The 15,558-nt window shown below is 60.6% G+C and carries 21 protein-coding genes; 9 read left to right on the top strand and 12 right to left on the bottom strand.

From position 1 onward, the window contains the following. Positions 1-38: 38 nt before the first annotated feature. Together sfsA and ACR0NT_RS09310 are read left to right on the top strand one after the other, a co-directional pair. Positions 39-746 (top strand): DNA/RNA nuclease SfsA, encoded by a 708-nt coding sequence (sfsA, locus tag ACR0NT_RS09315; protein WP_170672899.1) that lies wholly within the window; start codon positions 39-41, stop codon positions 744-746. Positions 747-816: 70 nt separating this feature from the next. Continuing rightward, positions 817-1,239, top strand: coding sequence for a hypothetical protein (locus ACR0NT_RS09310; protein ID WP_170444028.1), 423 nt, complete (start codon positions 817-819; stop codon positions 1,237-1,239). Here the strand turns inward: ACR0NT_RS09310 and ACR0NT_RS09305 are convergent. Continuing rightward, positions 1,236-2,903, bottom strand: coding sequence for a tetratricopeptide repeat-containing sulfotransferase family protein (locus ACR0NT_RS09305; protein ID WP_170672896.1), 1,668 nt, complete (start codon positions 2,901-2,903; stop codon positions 1,236-1,238). The two genes, ACR0NT_RS09310 and ACR0NT_RS09305, sit on opposite strands and share 4 nt — an antisense overlap. Before the next feature lie 189 nt (positions 2,904-3,092). Here ACR0NT_RS09305 and map point away from each other — a divergent pair, with 189 nt between their 5' ends. After that, positions 3,093-3,905, top strand: coding sequence for a type I methionyl aminopeptidase (map, locus tag ACR0NT_RS09300; protein WP_170444032.1), 813 nt, complete (start codon positions 3,093-3,095; stop codon positions 3,903-3,905). Here the strand turns inward: map and ACR0NT_RS09295 are convergent. From ACR0NT_RS09295 to ACR0NT_RS09280, 4 genes are read right to left on the bottom strand one after another with little or no spacing between them, the layout of a single operon-like run. Beyond that, the gene (locus ACR0NT_RS09295; protein ID WP_170444034.1) at positions 3,893-4,072 is read right to left on the bottom strand and encodes a hypothetical protein; all 180 of its coding nucleotides are present in this window, start codon (positions 4,070-4,072) and stop codon (positions 3,893-3,895) included. The genes map and ACR0NT_RS09295 overlap by 13 nt on opposite strands. A 23-nt stretch (positions 4,073-4,095) precedes the next feature. Next, positions 4,096-4,731 (bottom strand): HAD family hydrolase, encoded by a 636-nt coding sequence (locus ACR0NT_RS09290; protein ID WP_170672893.1) that lies wholly within the window; start codon positions 4,729-4,731, stop codon positions 4,096-4,098. Next, entirely contained in the window at positions 4,724-5,284 is a 561-nt protein-coding gene (gene rsmD, locus ACR0NT_RS09285) for a 16S rRNA (guanine(966)-N(2))-methyltransferase RsmD (RefSeq protein WP_170672890.1), read from the bottom strand. Before rsmD ends, ACR0NT_RS09290 begins: the two co-directional genes overlap by 8 nt. Continuing rightward, positions 5,281-6,492, bottom strand: a complete 1,212-nt coding sequence (locus ACR0NT_RS09280) for an FAD-dependent oxidoreductase (protein ID WP_170672887.1) — start codon at positions 6,490-6,492, stop codon at positions 5,281-5,283. The genes rsmD and ACR0NT_RS09280 overlap by 4 nt, the downstream gene beginning before the upstream one ends. Before the next feature lie 98 nt (positions 6,493-6,590). Between ACR0NT_RS09280 and ACR0NT_RS09275 the strand changes: the two genes are divergently transcribed. The 4 genes from ACR0NT_RS09275 (at position 6,591) to ACR0NT_RS09260 (ending at position 8,137) form a co-directional block, all read left to right on the top strand. Next, positions 6,591-7,076 carry a peroxiredoxin family protein gene (locus ACR0NT_RS09275; protein ID WP_170444042.1) on the top strand — a complete coding sequence of 162 codons (486 nt, stop codon included), beginning with the start codon at positions 6,591-6,593 and terminating at the stop codon, positions 7,074-7,076. Positions 7,077-7,179: 103 nt separating this feature from the next. After that, positions 7,180-7,425 (top strand): glycine zipper 2TM domain-containing protein, encoded by a 246-nt coding sequence (locus ACR0NT_RS09270; RefSeq protein WP_170444044.1) that lies wholly within the window; start codon positions 7,180-7,182, stop codon positions 7,423-7,425. Between the two features lie 11 nt (positions 7,426-7,436). After that, a complete protein-coding gene (locus ACR0NT_RS09265) occupies positions 7,437-7,784 on the top strand; it encodes an EF-hand domain-containing protein (protein ID WP_480442945.1) in 348 nt (115 codons plus the stop codon). A 47-nt stretch (positions 7,785-7,831) separates the two neighbouring features. Then, a complete protein-coding gene (locus ACR0NT_RS09260; protein WP_170672882.1) occupies positions 7,832-8,137 on the top strand; it encodes a hypothetical protein in 306 nt (101 codons plus the stop codon). Here the strand turns inward: ACR0NT_RS09260 and ACR0NT_RS09255 are convergent. From ACR0NT_RS09255 to ACR0NT_RS09240, 4 genes are read right to left on the bottom strand one after another with little or no spacing between them, the layout of a single operon-like run. Continuing rightward, positions 8,134-8,427, bottom strand: a complete 294-nt coding sequence (locus ACR0NT_RS09255) for a 4a-hydroxytetrahydrobiopterin dehydratase (protein ID WP_170444050.1) — start codon at positions 8,425-8,427, stop codon at positions 8,134-8,136. The genes ACR0NT_RS09260 and ACR0NT_RS09255 overlap by 4 nt on opposite strands. Beyond that, a complete protein-coding gene (locus ACR0NT_RS09250) occupies positions 8,424-9,611 on the bottom strand; it encodes a GNAT family N-acetyltransferase (RefSeq protein WP_170672879.1) in 1,188 nt (395 codons plus the stop codon). Before ACR0NT_RS09250 ends, ACR0NT_RS09255 begins: the two co-directional genes overlap by 4 nt. A gap of 45 nt (positions 9,612-9,656) precedes the next feature. After that, positions 9,657-10,424, bottom strand: coding sequence for a glycerophosphodiester phosphodiesterase family protein (locus ACR0NT_RS09245; RefSeq protein ID WP_170672876.1), 768 nt, complete (start codon positions 10,422-10,424; stop codon positions 9,657-9,659). Continuing rightward, positions 10,421-10,876 carry a RidA family protein gene (locus ACR0NT_RS09240; protein ID WP_170672873.1) on the bottom strand — a complete coding sequence of 152 codons (456 nt, stop codon included), beginning with the start codon at positions 10,874-10,876 and terminating at the stop codon, positions 10,421-10,423. Before ACR0NT_RS09240 ends, ACR0NT_RS09245 begins: the two co-directional genes overlap by 4 nt. A 335-nt stretch (positions 10,877-11,211) precedes the next feature. Between ACR0NT_RS09240 and ACR0NT_RS09235 the strand changes: the two genes are divergently transcribed. Then, positions 11,212-11,982 carry an MlaA family lipoprotein gene (locus ACR0NT_RS09235; RefSeq protein WP_170445007.1) on the top strand — a complete coding sequence of 257 codons (771 nt, stop codon included), beginning with the start codon at positions 11,212-11,214 and terminating at the stop codon, positions 11,980-11,982. Then, positions 11,972-12,574, top strand: coding sequence for a Tgt2/MlaC family protein (locus ACR0NT_RS09230; protein WP_170444057.1), 603 nt, complete (start codon positions 11,972-11,974; stop codon positions 12,572-12,574). The genes ACR0NT_RS09235 and ACR0NT_RS09230 overlap by 11 nt, the downstream gene beginning before the upstream one ends. Before the next feature lie 59 nt (positions 12,575-12,633). Here the strand turns inward: ACR0NT_RS09230 and ACR0NT_RS09225 are convergent, their stop codons facing one another. From ACR0NT_RS09225 to ACR0NT_RS09215, 3 genes are read right to left on the bottom strand one after another with little or no spacing between them, the layout of a single operon-like run. Beyond that, entirely contained in the window at positions 12,634-13,731 is a 1,098-nt protein-coding gene (locus ACR0NT_RS09225) for a sn-glycerol-3-phosphate ABC transporter ATP-binding protein UgpC (RefSeq protein ID WP_170672870.1), read from the bottom strand. A gap of 5 nt (positions 13,732-13,736) precedes the next feature. After that, positions 13,737-14,636, bottom strand: a complete 900-nt coding sequence (locus tag ACR0NT_RS09220; protein ID WP_170672867.1) for a carbohydrate ABC transporter permease — start codon at positions 14,634-14,636, stop codon at positions 13,737-13,739. Continuing rightward, a complete protein-coding gene (locus ACR0NT_RS09215) occupies positions 14,629-15,501 on the bottom strand; it encodes a carbohydrate ABC transporter permease (RefSeq protein WP_170401214.1) in 873 nt (290 codons plus the stop codon). The genes ACR0NT_RS09220 and ACR0NT_RS09215 overlap by 8 nt, the downstream gene beginning before the upstream one ends. Between the last annotated feature and the right edge of the window lie 57 nt (positions 15,502-15,558).

The raw sequence follows: 15,558 nt of genomic DNA, 5'->3' as shown, positions 1-15,558 counted from the left end.
TCTTGATCGACCGTTAGGGCAGGTATAGGCCCTGAGACATGCGATTTGAAACCCCCCTTGTCCCCGCCCGCCTGATCCGCCGCTACAAACGCTTTCTGGCCGATTGCACGCTGGAGGGCGGGCGCGAGGTCACCGCCCACTGCGCCAATCCGGGGTCGATGATGGGGCTGGCCGAACCGGGTGAGAAAATCTGGCTGGAGCCCAATGACGATCCGAAGAAAAAGCTGAAATACGGCTGGCGGCTGGTCGATCATGAAAACGGCCATTTCACCGGGGTCGATACCTCGGTTCCCAACAAAGCCCTGCGCGCGGCGCTGGAGGCGCGCGAAATCCCCGAGCTCGCCGCCTATGAAACCGTCCGCCCCGAGGTGAAATATGGCGAAAACAGCCGCATCGACTTTCTGCTGACCCAACCCGGCCTGCCGGATGCCTATGTCGAGGTCAAAAGCGTTACCCTGTCCCGCCAACCCGGTCTGGCCGAGTTCCCCGACAGCGTCACCGCCCGCGGCACCAAACATCTGGGAGAGCTGGCGGCGATGGTGGCACAGGGGCACCGGGCGATCCTGCTGTATGTGGTCCAGCGCACCGATTGCGACCGTCTGGCGCTGGCCGCCGATATCGACCCCACCTATGCGGCGGCGTTCGAGGCCGCACAGGCGCAGGGGGTGGAGCGGTTGGTCTATGGGACACGAATTACGCCCGAGGGGGTTTGGGTGGATGCAAGTAACGGTTTTCAGATGCCATAAGCGGGCTTTCCCACGGCTCCTGAATGCTTCAATCTGGAATAATCAGATTGCAAAACCTAATGTCCTAAAGATGTTTATCCGATTTGTGGCCAACACAGACCATCCAAACCTGAATGCAGAGCTGGGCATGTTTGCAGCACGGGACACAATCGACTTTTCACAAATGAAAGGCAGTGTTCAACGCGCCCACGAGGAAGCTTTCTACTGGTTCAGCCCTGACGGCGGCGGGGGGCTGACATACCCTCGATTGCGGGGAAAGGTCCGCACGCCAGATATCAGAAAATCTCTGTTCTGGTTTCGGGAAGACGCTAAATTCTACAACCGCGCGGCAGGAAACGTCATACCGCGGGTGCGTGAATTGGCCTCGGCGCTGACCCTGGCAGGATGTGAAATTCGCGAAATCAGGGCAAGTGATCCAGGCAAGATCATTTGGCAAGATCACCTGCAGGTACTTGCGCGACCCCGGTCTGATGACATCCCCAGAGCGTTTTAACCCGCCTCCATCACTTCCGGCCACAGCTCGGAGTCCAGCCCCTTCACGAACGGCTCCAACTGATCCGCCACCGCCTGCCAGCCGCCAACCGAGGCTGAGTTCACCGGCTGTCGGGCCTGTAGGTTACTTGCTGTTTTGATCGCGTTGCTGGATTTGTCTGGCGTCAGCATGGTGTCCTCGAACGGCAGATCGCAAATCCGCGCCAGATCCTGCGCGGTGTTCTGTAGATCGCCCACCAACGTCTCATACCGGATATCGTGAATGCGGCCCGGCAGGACCTGATGCCAGTGGCGCATATAGCGCTGATACCGGTTGGCCTCGGCCGCCATCCAGGTCAGGTCATGGGTGTAATACAACCCGCCCGCTCCGAAATTCGCCCGCCACATCGACAGGGCGATATCGCGCGGGTCGCGCAGCACGTTGAGGATGACGGCGTTGGGGAAGGCCTGCGCAATCTCGCCCAGAAAGGCATAGTTTCCGGGGGCTTTGTCCACAAAGGCCGTGGCATCTTCGGGCAACGCAGGCAGCTTTGCCATGTAGTGCGCAGCCAGCCCGTTGACGGCGCGCCATTCCGGCGGTTGCGCTTCGGCCTGCCGGACCCATTGATGGACCGAGGCCAGCTCTCCCAGACCCTGAACCGTGGAATGGCGGGCCAGAATACGTTCAACCAGCGTGGTGCCGGACCGGGGCAGGCCGACCACTAAAATCGGCCGGGGGCTGCCTGCGGATGACTCAGCCCCGGCAGCGAGCAATGGGGCGGCCAGCCGTTTGGCGCAGTCTTTGGCGCTGCGGTCTTCCCAGGCTTCGAACCCTTTGCGCTGCAGCTTGTGGGCCTCGGCCAGATGCTGCATTTCCTGCGCGGTGTTCTTTTGCCGGCGCGCCAGATTGGCCGCGGCAAACCGCAATTTCACCTCATCCTCCGGATTGGCCGCAGGACCGCGTTCCAGCGTTTTGGATATCCGGGTCTGCAATGTGGCGATGTCGTCAAAGGTGAGGTTCGGCAGCCCGGCCATTAATTCCAGCGCATCCGGATGCTCGGGCGCCAGTGCAAGCGCGGCGCGGACATTTTTCAGAACCTCGTCCAATTGACCCAGCCCCAGCTGCGATCTGGCCAGCCGCACGAGGCCGGGAAGGTATTTCGGTTGCTTCTTGACCAGCGCCGTCAGCACATCAACCGCGTCCTGCCATTGGTGCATCGAATCCAGAATGTCCGCCTTCAGAATCTGCGCATTCGGATTGGCAGGTTCGCGACTCAAAACCTGCTCGACATCCGCCAGCGCCTGTTCCGGCTGCTGCTCCTGCAACAGGGCCAGCGCGCGGATGAACTGCTGGGCGGGACTCAGCGGGCCACGCGCGGCGATCTTTTTCAGAAACGTCAGCGCATCGGCGGGATCACCGCCCTGAACCAGACTAAGGGCATAGTTCTGGATCAGTTCGGCATTTCCGGGATCCAGCCGCCAGGCCTGTTGGAAATGGGTCTGGGCCAGTTTGGGTTTCTGCTGCTGCACCGCGCTGATGCCCGCAAGTCTTGGCAGCGCCGCGATTTTTGGCCACTTCTTGGCGGCCTTGGTGGCCCGTTTGAACGCACGGTCCGGCCGTCCGGCCTTGAGAAGTTCGCTGATGCCGGCAATCTCGGCCCTCAACTGGTCAGCTTTTCTTTGCATCTGCCTGCCCCTCTCTGTTTCGTGTGCCCGCCCGGACTTGCCTTGTGCTAGTTCAAAATTACCTGAGGGTCTACATACGATCAGACCGCATAAGGGGTGGTGCCGACTTTGCGGACTGACACCCTCTGGTACTTTCTGCACAAGCAGCGTAAAAGGAATGCTGCGCGAAACATTTGGAGCCTCGCATCCATGAAGGAACATCGTGGCCGTCTGACCAAGGACGGTATCCGCATCTATGAACAGGGTGACTTTGCCGGCATGCATGCGGCAGGGGCCTTGGCCGCGCGGATTCTGGATGACATTGCCGATCACGTCTTTCCCGGCCAGACCACTGGCGCGATTGACGGGCTGATCACCCAGATGGTCGAGGACGCGGGCGCAACCTCGGCAACCATCGGCTACAAGGGCTATCAGCACGCCAGCTGTATCAGTGTCAATCACGTGGTCTGCCACGGCATTCCCGGTGACAAGCGGCTGAAGGATGGCGATATCCTGAATATCGACGTCACCGTCATCGTTGACGGCTGGTTCGGCGACACCTCACGCATGTATGTGGCGGGCAAACTGCCGCGCAAGGCCGAGCGTCTGATCCAGGTGACCCATGACGCCCTGTTCAAGGGGATCGAGATGGTCAAGCCGGGCAATACCTTCGGTGATATCGGCCACGCCATTCAGGCCTATGTCGAAGCGCACCGGATGAGCGTTGTGCGCGATTTCTGCGGTCACGGTCTGGGCCGGGTGTTCCACGCGCCGCCCAACGTGCTGCATTATGGCCGTCCTGGCACCGGTGCCGTTCTGGAAGAGGGCATGTTCTTCACCATCGAACCGATGGTGAACCTTGGCCGCCCCGAGACCAAGACCCTGTCCGATGACTGGACCGCCGTAACCCGCGACAAGTCGCTGTCGGCGCAGTTCGAACATTCGGTGGGTGTAACAGCAGATGGGGTCGATATCTTTACCCTGTCACCGGGCAACAAGTTTCACCCGACCTATTCCTCCTGATCGGCGGCCTGATCGCGTAGCAGTTTCAGCAGCAGGGTTTCCTGCCCCCACGGCGTGACCGCATCATGGATGAAAACCGGCGCGCGCGTGGGTTTCCGCTCGGGTCCGGTGGTGGCGTCGGTTTCCTGTGGAACAGTCCAGATCGGGAGTTTCAGGGCACGGTCCATGCGCCGACACTAGCACGCCCCGGTCAAATCCCCAAAAGCGCCGGAACCTCGGCCATATCGGTGATGACTTCGGCACCAAGTTTGGCCAGTTTTTCTCCGCCCCCGTGCGGCGCATAGGCCAGACAGCGCATATTGGCGCGGATTGCGGCGGTAACACCGCTGGCGCTGTCCTCGATGACCACGGGTCGCGAGGCGCCAAACTGTTTCGCCGCTGTCAGGAACATGGTCGGGTCGGGCTTGGCCGTGCCCAGCACATGCGCCGAGAACATCACGCCCTGAAAACGATCCCACAGCCCATTCTGGCCCAGCGTGATCTTCATTTTGTCCGGGCTGCCATTGGAGGCAACGCAAAAAGGAATGCCCTCGGCGTCCAGCGTGGTCAGCAAATCCGAGACACCCGGCATCAGGCCCACACCCTGCCGCAGGCGGCCGTAGGTTTCGGCGTAGACCTCATCGACCCAGTCATCCGGCAGGTCTGCACCCAGTTCCCGGGCCTTGTCCCGAACACCGGTCATGGTGCCACCAACGAAAAACCCCACGCTGTCTTCAAGGGTCAGATCAAGACCATAGCGCCCGAGATTGTCGACCAGCACCTGATTGGACAGGGGCTCACTATCGACCAGAACGCCGTCGCAATCGAAGATGACCAGATCATGCATTCAAGGGATCGCTCCACATCAGGGTGATATGCGTGTCGCCGTATTTACGGCTGTCCTGCTGCGTGAACCCCGCAGGCGGTTGCATCGGGGCGTTTTCTTCCCACACGATCAGGGCCTCGTCGGCGATCCAGCCTTGCGACAAAGCCGCGATGGCTTTCTGTCCAAGGGACTTGCCATAAGGCGGGTCCAGAAAGAGCAGATCATAAGGCGCGCCGGGGTTTTCACCCAGCCTCGTGGCATCCCGGCGGATCAGATCGGTGCGGTCGGCGCTGCGGGTCAGGTCGATATTCTTGCGGATCAGACCCTGCGCCACGCGCCCGTCATCGACAAAGGTCACATGCGCAGCCCCACGCGACAGAGCCTCAAGCCCCAGCGCGCCGGTGCCCGCAAACAGGTCCAGCACGCGCAGACCGTCAAAGTCGATCTGATGGCCAAGCACGTTGAACAGGCTTTCGCGTACGCGGTCGGTGGTGGGGCGCAGATGTGCGCCCGCATCCCCTTTGCCGACCGAGGCCAAGGCACGGCCCCGGAACTCTCCGGCGATGATCCTCACGCCTTGAGCAGCGGTTTCAGATCCGCGCTTGCGTCGGCCACGATGGCAGGATCGGCGGTCTTGCCTGACTCAATCAGGCGTTTGCCGACCATATAGGCGCGCGGATCGTTCATCGCGTCCACCGCAATCAGCTGATCACCCTTGTAGTACCAGAAGGAGACCGTCTGCCCTTGGCCCTGACGAGTCACCACGCGGTTATAGCCGGTGTTCAGACCCGCAATCTGCAGTTTGACGTCATACTGATCCGACCAGAACCACGGCGTTGCCACGTAATCCTTGGCCGCGCCCAGCATGTTCTGGGCCACAACCTCGGCCTGATCGATTGCGTTTGGCACGCTTTCCAGACGGATACGGGTGCCGCCATGCGGGAAGGACGCGCAATCGCCCGCCGCCCAGATCGATGGATCAGACGTACGGCCATGGGCATCGGTCTTGATGCCGTTATCCAGCTCAAGCCCCGCCATCTCGGCCAGTTGCGTCGAGGGAACGATGCCCACACCAACAACGACAAAATCGACCTGCAATTCGGTACCATCGGTCAGAACCGCGCCCACAACCTTGCCGTTTTCACCGACCAGACGCTCCAACCCGACGCCTTCGCGGAGATCGGCGCCGTACTCGCTGTGCAAAGCCCGGAAATAGTCGCTGGTCTCGGGCGCGGCCACCCGTTGCAGAATACGGTCGGCCATCTCGACCAAGGTCACCTTGACCCCGCGCTTGGCACAGACCGCTGCGGCCTCAAGCCCGATATAGCCACCACCGACGATCAAGGCGCGCGCGCCGTCTGTCACGCGGGGCTCCATCTCATCGATATGGGCCAGATCGCGCACCACATGCACGCCGTCCAGATCACCACCAATCGCGGCAGGCAGGCGGCGCGGGTCCGACCCAGTGGTCAGCGCCAATTCATCATAGGAGAACACCTCATCGCCGACGGTCACGGTCTTGGCCTGCGGGTCAATCGCCGTCACACGCTGCCCCAGACGCAAGGTGATGTTGTTCTCGGCATAGAAACTCTCTGGCCGCAGAAACAGGCGTTCCAGCTCCATCTCGCCCAGCAGATAGGCCTTGGACAGCGGCGGGCGCTGATAAGGCAGATGCGGTTCGGCCCCGATCAGGGTGATCTTGCCGTCAAACCCGTCCTTGCGCAGTCTGGCGACAAGCGATGACCCCGCCTGCCCCGCACCGATCACGACAATATGGCTCATGTTCCTCCCGCCCTGTCGAATTCCCGTGGTCTCAACCACATGACCACCTATATTGCGGCTGAGCCCGACTCTGCAAATCCAAACGACAGGAGCTTAAAATGATTTCAACAGGTGACATGCTGCCCGACGCCACACTGACCCAACTGGGCGCGGACGGCCCCGAAGAGGTGCGGATTTCAGACAAGACCAAAGGACGCAAAGTTGTGATCTTTGCGGTACCCGGCGCCTTTACGCCAACCTGCCATTCGGCCCATGTGCCCAGCTTCATGCGCACCAAGGACCAGTTCGATGCCAAGGGCGTGGACGAAATCATCTGTGTCTCGGTCAACGACCCTTTCGTGATGAAAGCCTGGGGAGACGCCACCGGCGCGACCGAGGCCGGGCTGACCATGCTGGGCGACGCCACATCCGAGTTCACCAAGGCCATCGGCATGGATTTCGACGCCCCGCCCGCCGGTCTGATCGCGCGGTCCAAACGCTATGCCATGCTGGTCGAGGACGGCAAGGTCACAGCACTGAACCTGGAAGAAAACCCCGGTGCCTGCGAAATTTCGGCGGGTGAGGGCCTGCTGGACGTGATCTGAGATCGCATGGCCCCGGGTGACCTCGGGGCCAAGAGGACCATTTAACTTGATGCAACGCCCTGATCTGCCGATATTTGAATAATACAATCAGGGAGTTTGTTTGATGAAACTGAAGATCATTACACTCTTGCTTGGTTCTGCGGGGGCGCTGGCCGCCTGCGGGCCGGCACCGACCCCGCAACAACAGGCGGCACGCCAGCACGAGATTGCCTGCCTCAGCGGCACTCTGGGCGGTGCGCTGATCGGTGGCGCCATCGGCAACCAGTTTGGCGGCGGCTCTGGTAAATCGATCCTCACGGCGGCAGGCGCTGCGGCCGGCGGGATCGAAGGTAACAGATACGCATGTTGAGGAGAGCCGGAATGACACGTGGACTTATTATCGCTGCGGCCGTTTTTCTGGCCGGTGCCGCCTCGGCCGAAAACGTTGCCGAACTGCACGAAAACGAGCTGAGAGCCATCGACAAGAACAATGACGGGTTCCTGTCCCGGGAAGAATACGACGCCTTTGCCGACTACGCGTTCCAGTCGATGGATGTGAACAAGGACAATTCGGTGGGTCTGCAAGAGGCCAAACCGCACATGGACGAAGATCAGTTTCAGCAGGTTGACCGCGACAATGACGGCTTTATGTCAAGGTCGGAATACGATTACCAGATGAACGACGATTTCCTATCGGCCGACCAGAACCAGAACGGCCAGCTGGATTAAACCGGACGGCCTCGCGTTTGGCGGGGCCATCCACACGGGGGCCTGCCATGCAAAAATGGGGAATTCTCGGTGTTCTGGGCCTGTTGGCGGCCTGTGACGTGCCACAGGCCCCGGTGGTGACCGGGCCGGACGGGCAGACGCGCATTCAGATCAGCACATCCGGGCTGACCTGTTACAACAATCGCTGTCTGGACATTAATCCGGCTGCGCGCAGCGTGCGCCAGATCGGCAACCGGACAACGCGTATTCCCGGCGACATCGACGTCAGCGACGGCACCGTGACCCCCGCCGAATTTCAGCAGATGGGCGTGACCGCCGCATTGGCCGGTGGCATCGGAGAGGGCAACCGCTAGCAGAGACTGTCCATCTTGCGGGCAAGCTTGGCGTCCAGCGCCGACAGCCCGCCCACGTCATGGGTGGCCAGCGTGACCTCGACCGTGCGGTAGACATTGGACCATTCGGGGTGGTGGTTCCATTTTTCGGCAAAAATCGCCACCTGCGTCATCCAGCCAAAGGCGTGGACGAAATCCTCGAAGATAAAGGTCTTGGTGATCGCATCCCGGCCGTCGACCATGGTCCAGCCATTCTTGAACAGCGGGTCAAGCAGCGGGCCGCGGGTCTCAGGCGACAAGAGTTCGGTCATTGCTGTTCCTCCGGGTTCAATTTCCTGAACGGGCCGTATTCCGTCAGGATCTCGATCTCTTCTCCCACTGCGGCGGCCTCGGCGTCCAGATATTTTCGGATCGCATCGGCAAAACCGGGGTCACCGACCCAATGCAAGCTATGCGTGCGGGTGGGCAAATAGCCCCGCGCCAGCTTGTGTTCGCCCTGCGCCCCGGCTTCAACCCGGGCCAGACCATGGGCAATGGCAAAATCAATCGCCCTATAGTAGCACAATTCGAAATGCAGACAGGGGTGATGTTCGACGCAGCCCCAATAGCGGCCAAACAGGGTTTCGCGCCCGATGAAATTCAGCGCCCCGGCAATCGGATAACCATCGCGTTCCGCCAGCACCAAAGCCATGTCGCCCGCCATGACTTCCTGAGCGATATCAAAGAACTGACGGGTCAGGTACGGCGCGCCCCACTTGCGCGACCCGGTGTCCTGATAAAACCGCCAGAAGGCATCCCAGTGCTCGGGCCGCAGTTCGTCCCCGGTCAGCGTGCGAACCTCACCGCCGAATCCGCAGGCCTGCGCCCGTTCCTTGCGGATATTCTTGCGTTTGCGCGACGATAGCGCACCCAGAAAGCCGTCGAAATCCGCATATGCGTCATTGAGCCAGTGAAACTGCTGCGAGGTGCGCAGCATCAGGCCCATCTGCTCTCCGGCGATGGCCTCATCCTCGGTGCAGAACGTGGCGTGCAGCGAGGACACACGGTTGTCGGCGGCCAATTGCACCGCGCCTTGGACCAGCGCCGACATGCCCACCGCCTCATAGCCCGGCCGCACCAGAAAACGCCGCCCGGTGGCGGGGGTGAAGGGCACCGCGATCTGCAGCTTGGGATAATACCGCCCGCCAGCATTTTCATAGGCGTGCGCCCAGTTGTGATCGAAGATGTACTCGCCCTGACTGTGCGACTTGGCATACATCGGCGCCGCGCCGATCAGCATCCCGTCCAGATAGGCGGTCAGGTATTGTGGCTGCCAGCCGGTGCCCCGCCCGACCGAGCCGCTGCTCTCCAGCGCCAGCAGGAACCTATGGGTGGTGAACGGGTCCAGCGGCCGCCCGCCATCGGCGGCCTCGGGGCAGGCGCAACTGTCCCAATCCTCGGCAGAAATCTGCGACAGCGATCCCAGAACCTGAACTTCGATTTGCGCCTGATCCATTTGCCCTCCACGTCTGATCTTTATCTGTGACAGAGGGGGACAGGTTCAACCCGGATGCGGGGCCAAATAGCCTTCGAAGGTCACATTGTCGGCAACCGCGCGGGCCTGTGCCTCTTGTTCAGGCGATCGCACCGTCCAGCACAGAATCGGCACGCCCTGCGCTTTCAATTCGGCCACGCGGGGGCGGGACAGATCGGCAACCTCATGGCTGATGAAACTGGCACCGATCCGGTCGAAATCGGGGATGTCGCGCAGGTGATCGCAGACCTTCTGCGGCAACAGTTCCTCCTTGGGCTGATACGAACAGGTCACGATGCCACGCGGCAGATGCGGTGCAAGGCGCGCCAGTTCAGCCACCGAATTGGGGTTGAAGGACATCAGCGCCACCGGCCCGTCATAGCCCTGCAGCGCGCGCACCGCGTCCGCCTCAAGCGGCCCGACATCGGGGCCCATCGCACCGTCCTGGTCCTTGAACTCGATCAGCAGCGGCACCTTGCCGCCCACCATCTTTAGCACCTCGTCCAGTGTCGGGATGCCATCATCAGCGTGCAGCAGCTGGGTGGCCTGCGCCTGCGCCGCCGAGATCTGCTGAATCGGCCCCGGCTGCCCGGTCAGGCGCGTCATGTCATAGTCATGAAACACCATCGCCCGGTTGTCCGAGGTCCGCTGCAGATCGATCTCGATCCCATACCCGGCCTCGATCGCGGCCCGAATGGCCGCCCGGCTGTTTTCCGGGCGGTTGTCCGAGAGGTCATGCAGCGCCCGATGCGCGATCGGGGTTTGCAGGAACACAGAAGGCAGGGGCGGTGTCATTGGACCTCGAAAATGCCTTCGATTTCGACGGCCACGCCCAGCGGCAGCGCGGCAGCGCTGACGGCGGAACGGGAATGGCGACCGGCATCGCCCAGCGCCTCGACCAGGAAGTCGGACGCGCCATTGATCACCTGCGGCTGCGCGGTGAAATCAGCGGTCGAGTTCACGAAACCGGTCAGCTTGATCACCCGCACCAGTTTTTCGATATCACCGCCACAGGCCGCCTTGACCTGGGCCAGCAGGTTGATGGCGCAGACCTTTGCCGCCGCCGCACCGGCCTCAACCTCCATGTCGTCGCCCAGCTTGCCGGTGATCAGATCGTCATCCTTGGAAATCTGGCCCGACACATAAACGATGTTGCCGACCCGCACGAAGGGGACGTAATTCGCCGCCGGTGCGGGCGCATCCGGCAGGCTAACGCCGAGGCTTTCCAGTTTCGCTGCGATGCTCATGAGGTTTCCTCCAAATCTTGAGTCGCGGCGAAGCTAACCGGGACGGGCAATTTCGGAAAGCCTGAAAACGGGGATGGACGTGCCCGACAGGTGGGCGTAACTCTTCTTATTCCGAACAGTTGAAGCGGTGCCGCTTTACCTCGGCCCACCGGGCAGGTTAAACGCTATCTGTTTCATACGTGTTGTGGAACGTATATGTGACCTCGGATTGGGCCGCGCTATGTGGCCATAGGCAGTATTGATTGATAGTTCGGGCCAACGACCCCGAATGGTTTGGAGTGGCAAAGACCGTGTTGAGCAGACCCCGCCTGAAGCACCTGATCGTTCTGTCCCTGATGACAGTCCTGAGCGCCTGCGCCACGCGGGCGCCGGAAGGAACTCCGCCAAACGAGGTGTTCGATCCTTATGAACGAAACAACCGGGGCATTCACAAATTCAATCTGGGCGTTGACCGGTTCCTGTTCCGCCCGGCCTCGAAAGGGTACGTCAAGATCGTGCCCGATCCGATGGTGACCAGCTTCAGCAATTTCGCCGAGAACCTGACCCTGCCCGGGCAAGCCGTGGATTACCTGCTGCAGGGTAACGTCAAGCAATCGGGCAATGCGCTGTTGCGCTTTGTCATCAACATGACTGTGGGCGGGGCGGGGCTGTCTTCGCCTGCTGACGAATTGAACCTGCCGCCGGTCGATACCGATTTCGGCGAAACCCTGCATGTCTGGGGTGTTGGCGAAGGCGCCTATGTCGAATTGCCGTTTTATGGCCCGTCAACCCAGCGGGACGCGATTGGCGTTGTGGTCAATCTGTTCTCGAACCCGATCAATTTCAGCCCCACGCGCCCGGTCGACAATATCGGTGTCTATGCCGAGGTCGTGCGGCGCATGGGTGACCGGGGCCGGTTCTCGGACACGGTCGATTCGATCCTGTATGAAAGCGCCGACAGCTATGCGCAGGCGCGCACAATCTACATCCAGAACCGCCGCTTCGAACTGGCACGCGACGATGAGGAAGCCTATCTGGGTCTGTATGATGACCCCTATGCAGAAACCGGGACCGACCCTGTCAGGGACCCCTACCTAGACCCCTACGAGGACCCCTATGCCGAATAACCATTTGAACCGACGCGGTTTTGTCGCCACTGGCCTGGCTGGTGTGATGCTGACCGCCCTTCCCGCCTTTGCCCAAACCGAAGCCAGCGCCAAGGCTCTGGTTGTCAGTGTGGTGGATGATATCAACCGTGTGATCGCTTCGGGCAAATCCGAAAAAGCGATGATCCGCGATTTCGAGAAGATTTTCGTGCAATATGCCGACGTGCCGATCATGGCGCGCTATGTGCTGGGGGTGGATGGCCGTTCCGCCAGCCCATCGCAGCTGAGACAGTTCACCAGGGCGTTTCAGGGCTATATCTCGAACAAATACGGCCGCCGCTTCCGCGAGTTCATTGGCGGTCAGGTCACCGTGCGCAATGCCCGCAAGATCAAGGCCGGCTACGAGGTGCGCACCTCGGTCAAGCTGCAGGGCTCGTCGCCGTTCGAGGTGACCTTTCTGGTGTCGGACAAATCGGGCCGTGACAAGTTCTTCAACATGTTCATCGAAGGGGTGAATATGCTGCTGACCGAACGGACCGAGATCGGCGCCATGCTGGATGCGCGCGGTGGCGATCTGAACCGTCTGATCAAGGATATGAAGCGGGCGGGGTGATCCGGGCGAAATTGCAAAAAAACGCCGCATGATTGGATTCACGCGGCGTTTTTTTTGTTTCAGTTCAACCGTTCGCCGGTTTCCTGAGCGAAATAGGACACTTTGCTCATGTCAAAAGCCAGATTCAGCATCTGACCCGCCTGCGCGCTGGTTTCAGCGTGCAGACGCGCGGTGACCTGCTTGCCGCCAAGTTCCGAGACCACATAGGTATCCGCGCCCGCCGGTTCGACCATATCGACAAGGCATTCAGCCTCTTGCACGCCTGCACCGGCGCGGAAGCCTGCCTCGGCAATGTCTTCGGGACGCAGACCAAGGATCACGTCTTTGGGCAGCGACAGGTCACGGGTATCTTTCAGCACCAGCGTCTCACCCGTTTCGCGCGCGATGGCGATCTCGGTGCCGGATCCGTTCTTGGTTGCCTGCGCCGGGATCAGGTTCATTGCGGGCGAGCCCATGAAATCGGCCACGAACAGGTTCGCCGGGTTGTTGTAGATCTCGGCCGGGGTGCCGATCTGCTGCACGACACCACCTTTCAGAACCACGATCTTGGTGGCCAGCGTCATCGCTTCGATCTGGTCATGGGTCACATAGACGATCGAGGCATCCAGCGTCTGGTGCAGTTTCTTGATCTCGGTCCGCATCTCGACCCGCAGCTTGGCGTCGAGGTTGGACAGCGGCTCGTCAAACAGGAACAGCTTGGGGTCCCGCACCAGCGCCCGGCCCATCGCCACCCGCTGCCGCTGACCACCCGACAATTGGCTGGGGCGGCGGTTCAGCAGCGGCTCGATTTGCAGCAGCGAGGCGACCTCTTTCAGCTTGGCCTCCTGCGTGGCGGGGTCGACGCCGCGCACCTTCATGCCAAAGGTGATGTTCTTGGCCACCGACATGGTCGGGTACAGCGCATAGGATTGGAACACCATCGCGATGTCGCGGTCCTTGGGGCTGACATGGGTCATGTCATTGCCGCCGATGGACAGGGTGCCGCCGGTGATTTCTTCCAGCCCCGCGATACAGTTCAGCAGGGTGGATTTACCACAGCCCGAGGGGCCGACCAGCACCAGGAAATCGCCCGGTTCGATCGAGATGTTGATGTCCTTCAGAATCTCGGTCGCGCCGTAATTCTTGTAGAGCTTGTTGATATCAAGGATGGGAGCCATGGGTCTTATCCCTTCACTGAGCCGGCGGTCAGGCCGCGGATGAAATACTTACCGGCAACGACATAGACGAGCAGCGTCGGCAGCCCCGCGATGATCGCGGCGGCCATATCGACGTTGTATTCTTTGACGCCGGTGGTGGAGTTTACGATGTTGTTGAGCGCCACGGTCACAGGCTGCGTGCCCGCCTGACTGAACGACACGCCAAACAGGAAGTCGTTCCAGATCTGCGTGAACTGCCAGATGACGGTCACCACAACGATGGGCAGCGATAACGGCAGGAAGATCGACCAGAAGATCCGCAGGAACCCGGCCCCATCAACGCGCGCGGCCTTGGTCAGCTCGGACGGGATGGTGACATAGTAGTTGCGGAAAAACAGCGTGGTGAAGCCCAACCCGTAGATCACGTGGACAAAGATCAGGCCCGGAATGGTCCCGGCAATCCCCATCATGCCCAGCAGGCGCGCCATCGGCAGCAGAACCACCTGAAACGGGATGAAACAGCCAAACAGCATCAGCGAGAAGATGATGTTGGCCCCTTTGAACCGCCACTGCGCCACCACATAGCCGTTCAGCGCGCCCAGCAGGGTCGAGATTGCCACTGCAGGCACCGCGATCAGGACCGAGTTCCAGAAATAGGGCCGCAGACCTTCGCATTGGATACCGGTACATGCGCCGGACCATGCGGTTTTCCACGCCTCGAAGCTGACCTCGCGCGGCAGCGAGATCAGGGACCCGGTGCGGATTTCCTCAAGGCTTTTCAGCGATGTGGTCAGCATCACGAACAGCGGCATCAGGTAATACAGTGCAAACAGGCCCAGCAGGACATAGAGCAGCCAACGCAGGGCAATTTTGCCCGTGGCACTTTGGGTGCGGGTTTGGGTTTGGGGCATCGACAGATCAGTCATTTTTCGCCCTCAGCTCTGAGTAAAGATAGGGAACCACGATGGCAAAGACGACCAGCATCATGATCATCGCGGAGGATGCCGCCTGACCGATGTCACCGCGCGAAAACGCCATTGCATACATGTAGGTAGCGGGCAGATCGGTTGCGTAACCCGGACCGCCACCCGTCAGGGCGATGACCAGATCAAAGCTTTTGATCGCCAGATGCGCCAGAACGATGAAGGCCGACAGGAAGATCGGGGCCATCGACGGGATGATGATCGCGGTATAGATGCGCCATGTGGGGATACCATCGACCTGAGCGGCCTTGATGATCTCACCATCCACAGAACGCAGACCGGCCAGAAACAGCGCCATCACGAAGCCCGAGCTTTGCCAGATCGCGGCAATCACGATGGTGTAGATGGCGTAATCCGGGTTCACCAGCCAGTCGAATTCGAAGTTTGTGAACCCCCAGCCCTGCACCATGGACTCGATGCCAAGACCCGGATTCAAAATCCACTTCCACGCGGTCCCTGTCACAATCATCGACAGCGCCATGGGATACAGGTAGATCGTGCGGATCGCACCCTCGACACGGATTTTCTGATCCAGCAGGATGGCCAGCAAAAGGCCCAGCACCATCGCGATCACGATGAACAGCGCGCCAAAGATATACAGGTTGTTGATTGCCGTATCCCAGCGGGGCGAGTCGAACAGGCGTTCATACTGGATGAATCCCTTGATCTCGTATTTCGGCAACAGTTTCGATCGGGTCAGTGACACCCAGGCCGTCCATCCGATAAAGCCGTAGACAAAGATCAATACGGCAATGAACGACGGTGCCAGCACCACCTTGGGTAGGTGGTTTTCCAGCCATTCGGACATTTTTTCCTCCGGGAGAAAAGAGGTTCTGCCCCGCAGTATAGGGGCAGAACCGGTTCG

This window comes from Ruegeria sp. AB10, assembly GCF_056542745.1.
Note: the sequence above shows the minus strand (reverse complement) of the source record. Positions and strands in the feature narration are given on the sequence as shown.

Coding starts and splice junctions, on each gene's coding strand:
- sfsA (WP_170672899.1), top strand. CDS start 39: ATGCGATTTGAAACCCCCCTTGTCCCCGCCCGCCTGATCCGCCGCTAC.
- ACR0NT_RS09310 (WP_170444028.1), top strand. CDS start 817: ATGTTTATCCGATTTGTGGCCAACACAGACCATCCAAACCTGAATGCA.
- ACR0NT_RS09305 (WP_170672896.1), bottom strand. CDS start 2,903: ATGCAAAGAAAAGCTGACCAGTTGAGGGCCGAGATTGCCGGCATCAGC.
- map (WP_170444032.1), top strand. CDS start 3,093: ATGAAGGAACATCGTGGCCGTCTGACCAAGGACGGTATCCGCATCTAT.
- ACR0NT_RS09295 (WP_170444034.1), bottom strand. CDS start 4,072: ATGGACCGTGCCCTGAAACTCCCGATCTGGACTGTTCCACAGGAAACC.
- ACR0NT_RS09290 (WP_170672893.1), bottom strand. CDS start 4,731: ATGCATGATCTGGTCATCTTCGATTGCGACGGCGTTCTGGTCGATAGT.
- ACR0NT_RS09280 (WP_170672887.1), bottom strand. CDS start 6,492: ATGAGCCATATTGTCGTGATCGGTGCGGGGCAGGCGGGGTCATCGCTT.
- ACR0NT_RS09275 (WP_170444042.1), top strand. CDS start 6,591: ATGATTTCAACAGGTGACATGCTGCCCGACGCCACACTGACCCAACTG.
- ACR0NT_RS09270 (WP_170444044.1), top strand. CDS start 7,180: ATGAAACTGAAGATCATTACACTCTTGCTTGGTTCTGCGGGGGCGCTG.
- ACR0NT_RS09265 (WP_480442945.1), top strand. CDS start 7,437: ATGACACGTGGACTTATTATCGCTGCGGCCGTTTTTCTGGCCGGTGCC.
- ACR0NT_RS09260 (WP_170672882.1), top strand. CDS start 7,832: ATGCAAAAATGGGGAATTCTCGGTGTTCTGGGCCTGTTGGCGGCCTGT.
- ACR0NT_RS09255 (WP_170444050.1), bottom strand. CDS start 8,427: ATGACCGAACTCTTGTCGCCTGAGACCCGCGGCCCGCTGCTTGACCCG.
- ACR0NT_RS09250 (WP_170672879.1), bottom strand. CDS start 9,611: ATGGATCAGGCGCAAATCGAAGTTCAGGTTCTGGGATCGCTGTCGCAG.
- ACR0NT_RS09245 (WP_170672876.1), bottom strand. CDS start 10,424: ATGACACCGCCCCTGCCTTCTGTGTTCCTGCAAACCCCGATCGCGCAT.
- ACR0NT_RS09240 (WP_170672873.1), bottom strand. CDS start 10,876: ATGAGCATCGCAGCGAAACTGGAAAGCCTCGGCGTTAGCCTGCCGGAT.
- ACR0NT_RS09235 (WP_170445007.1), top strand. CDS start 11,212: ATGACAGTCCTGAGCGCCTGCGCCACGCGGGCGCCGGAAGGAACTCCG.
- ACR0NT_RS09230 (WP_170444057.1), top strand. CDS start 11,972: ATGCCGAATAACCATTTGAACCGACGCGGTTTTGTCGCCACTGGCCTG.
- ACR0NT_RS09225 (WP_170672870.1), bottom strand. CDS start 13,731: ATGGCTCCCATCCTTGATATCAACAAGCTCTACAAGAATTACGGCGCG.
- ACR0NT_RS09220 (WP_170672867.1), bottom strand. CDS start 14,636: ATGACTGATCTGTCGATGCCCCAAACCCAAACCCGCACCCAAAGTGCC.
- ACR0NT_RS09215 (WP_170401214.1), bottom strand. CDS start 15,501: ATGTCCGAATGGCTGGAAAACCACCTACCCAAGGTGGTGCTGGCACCG.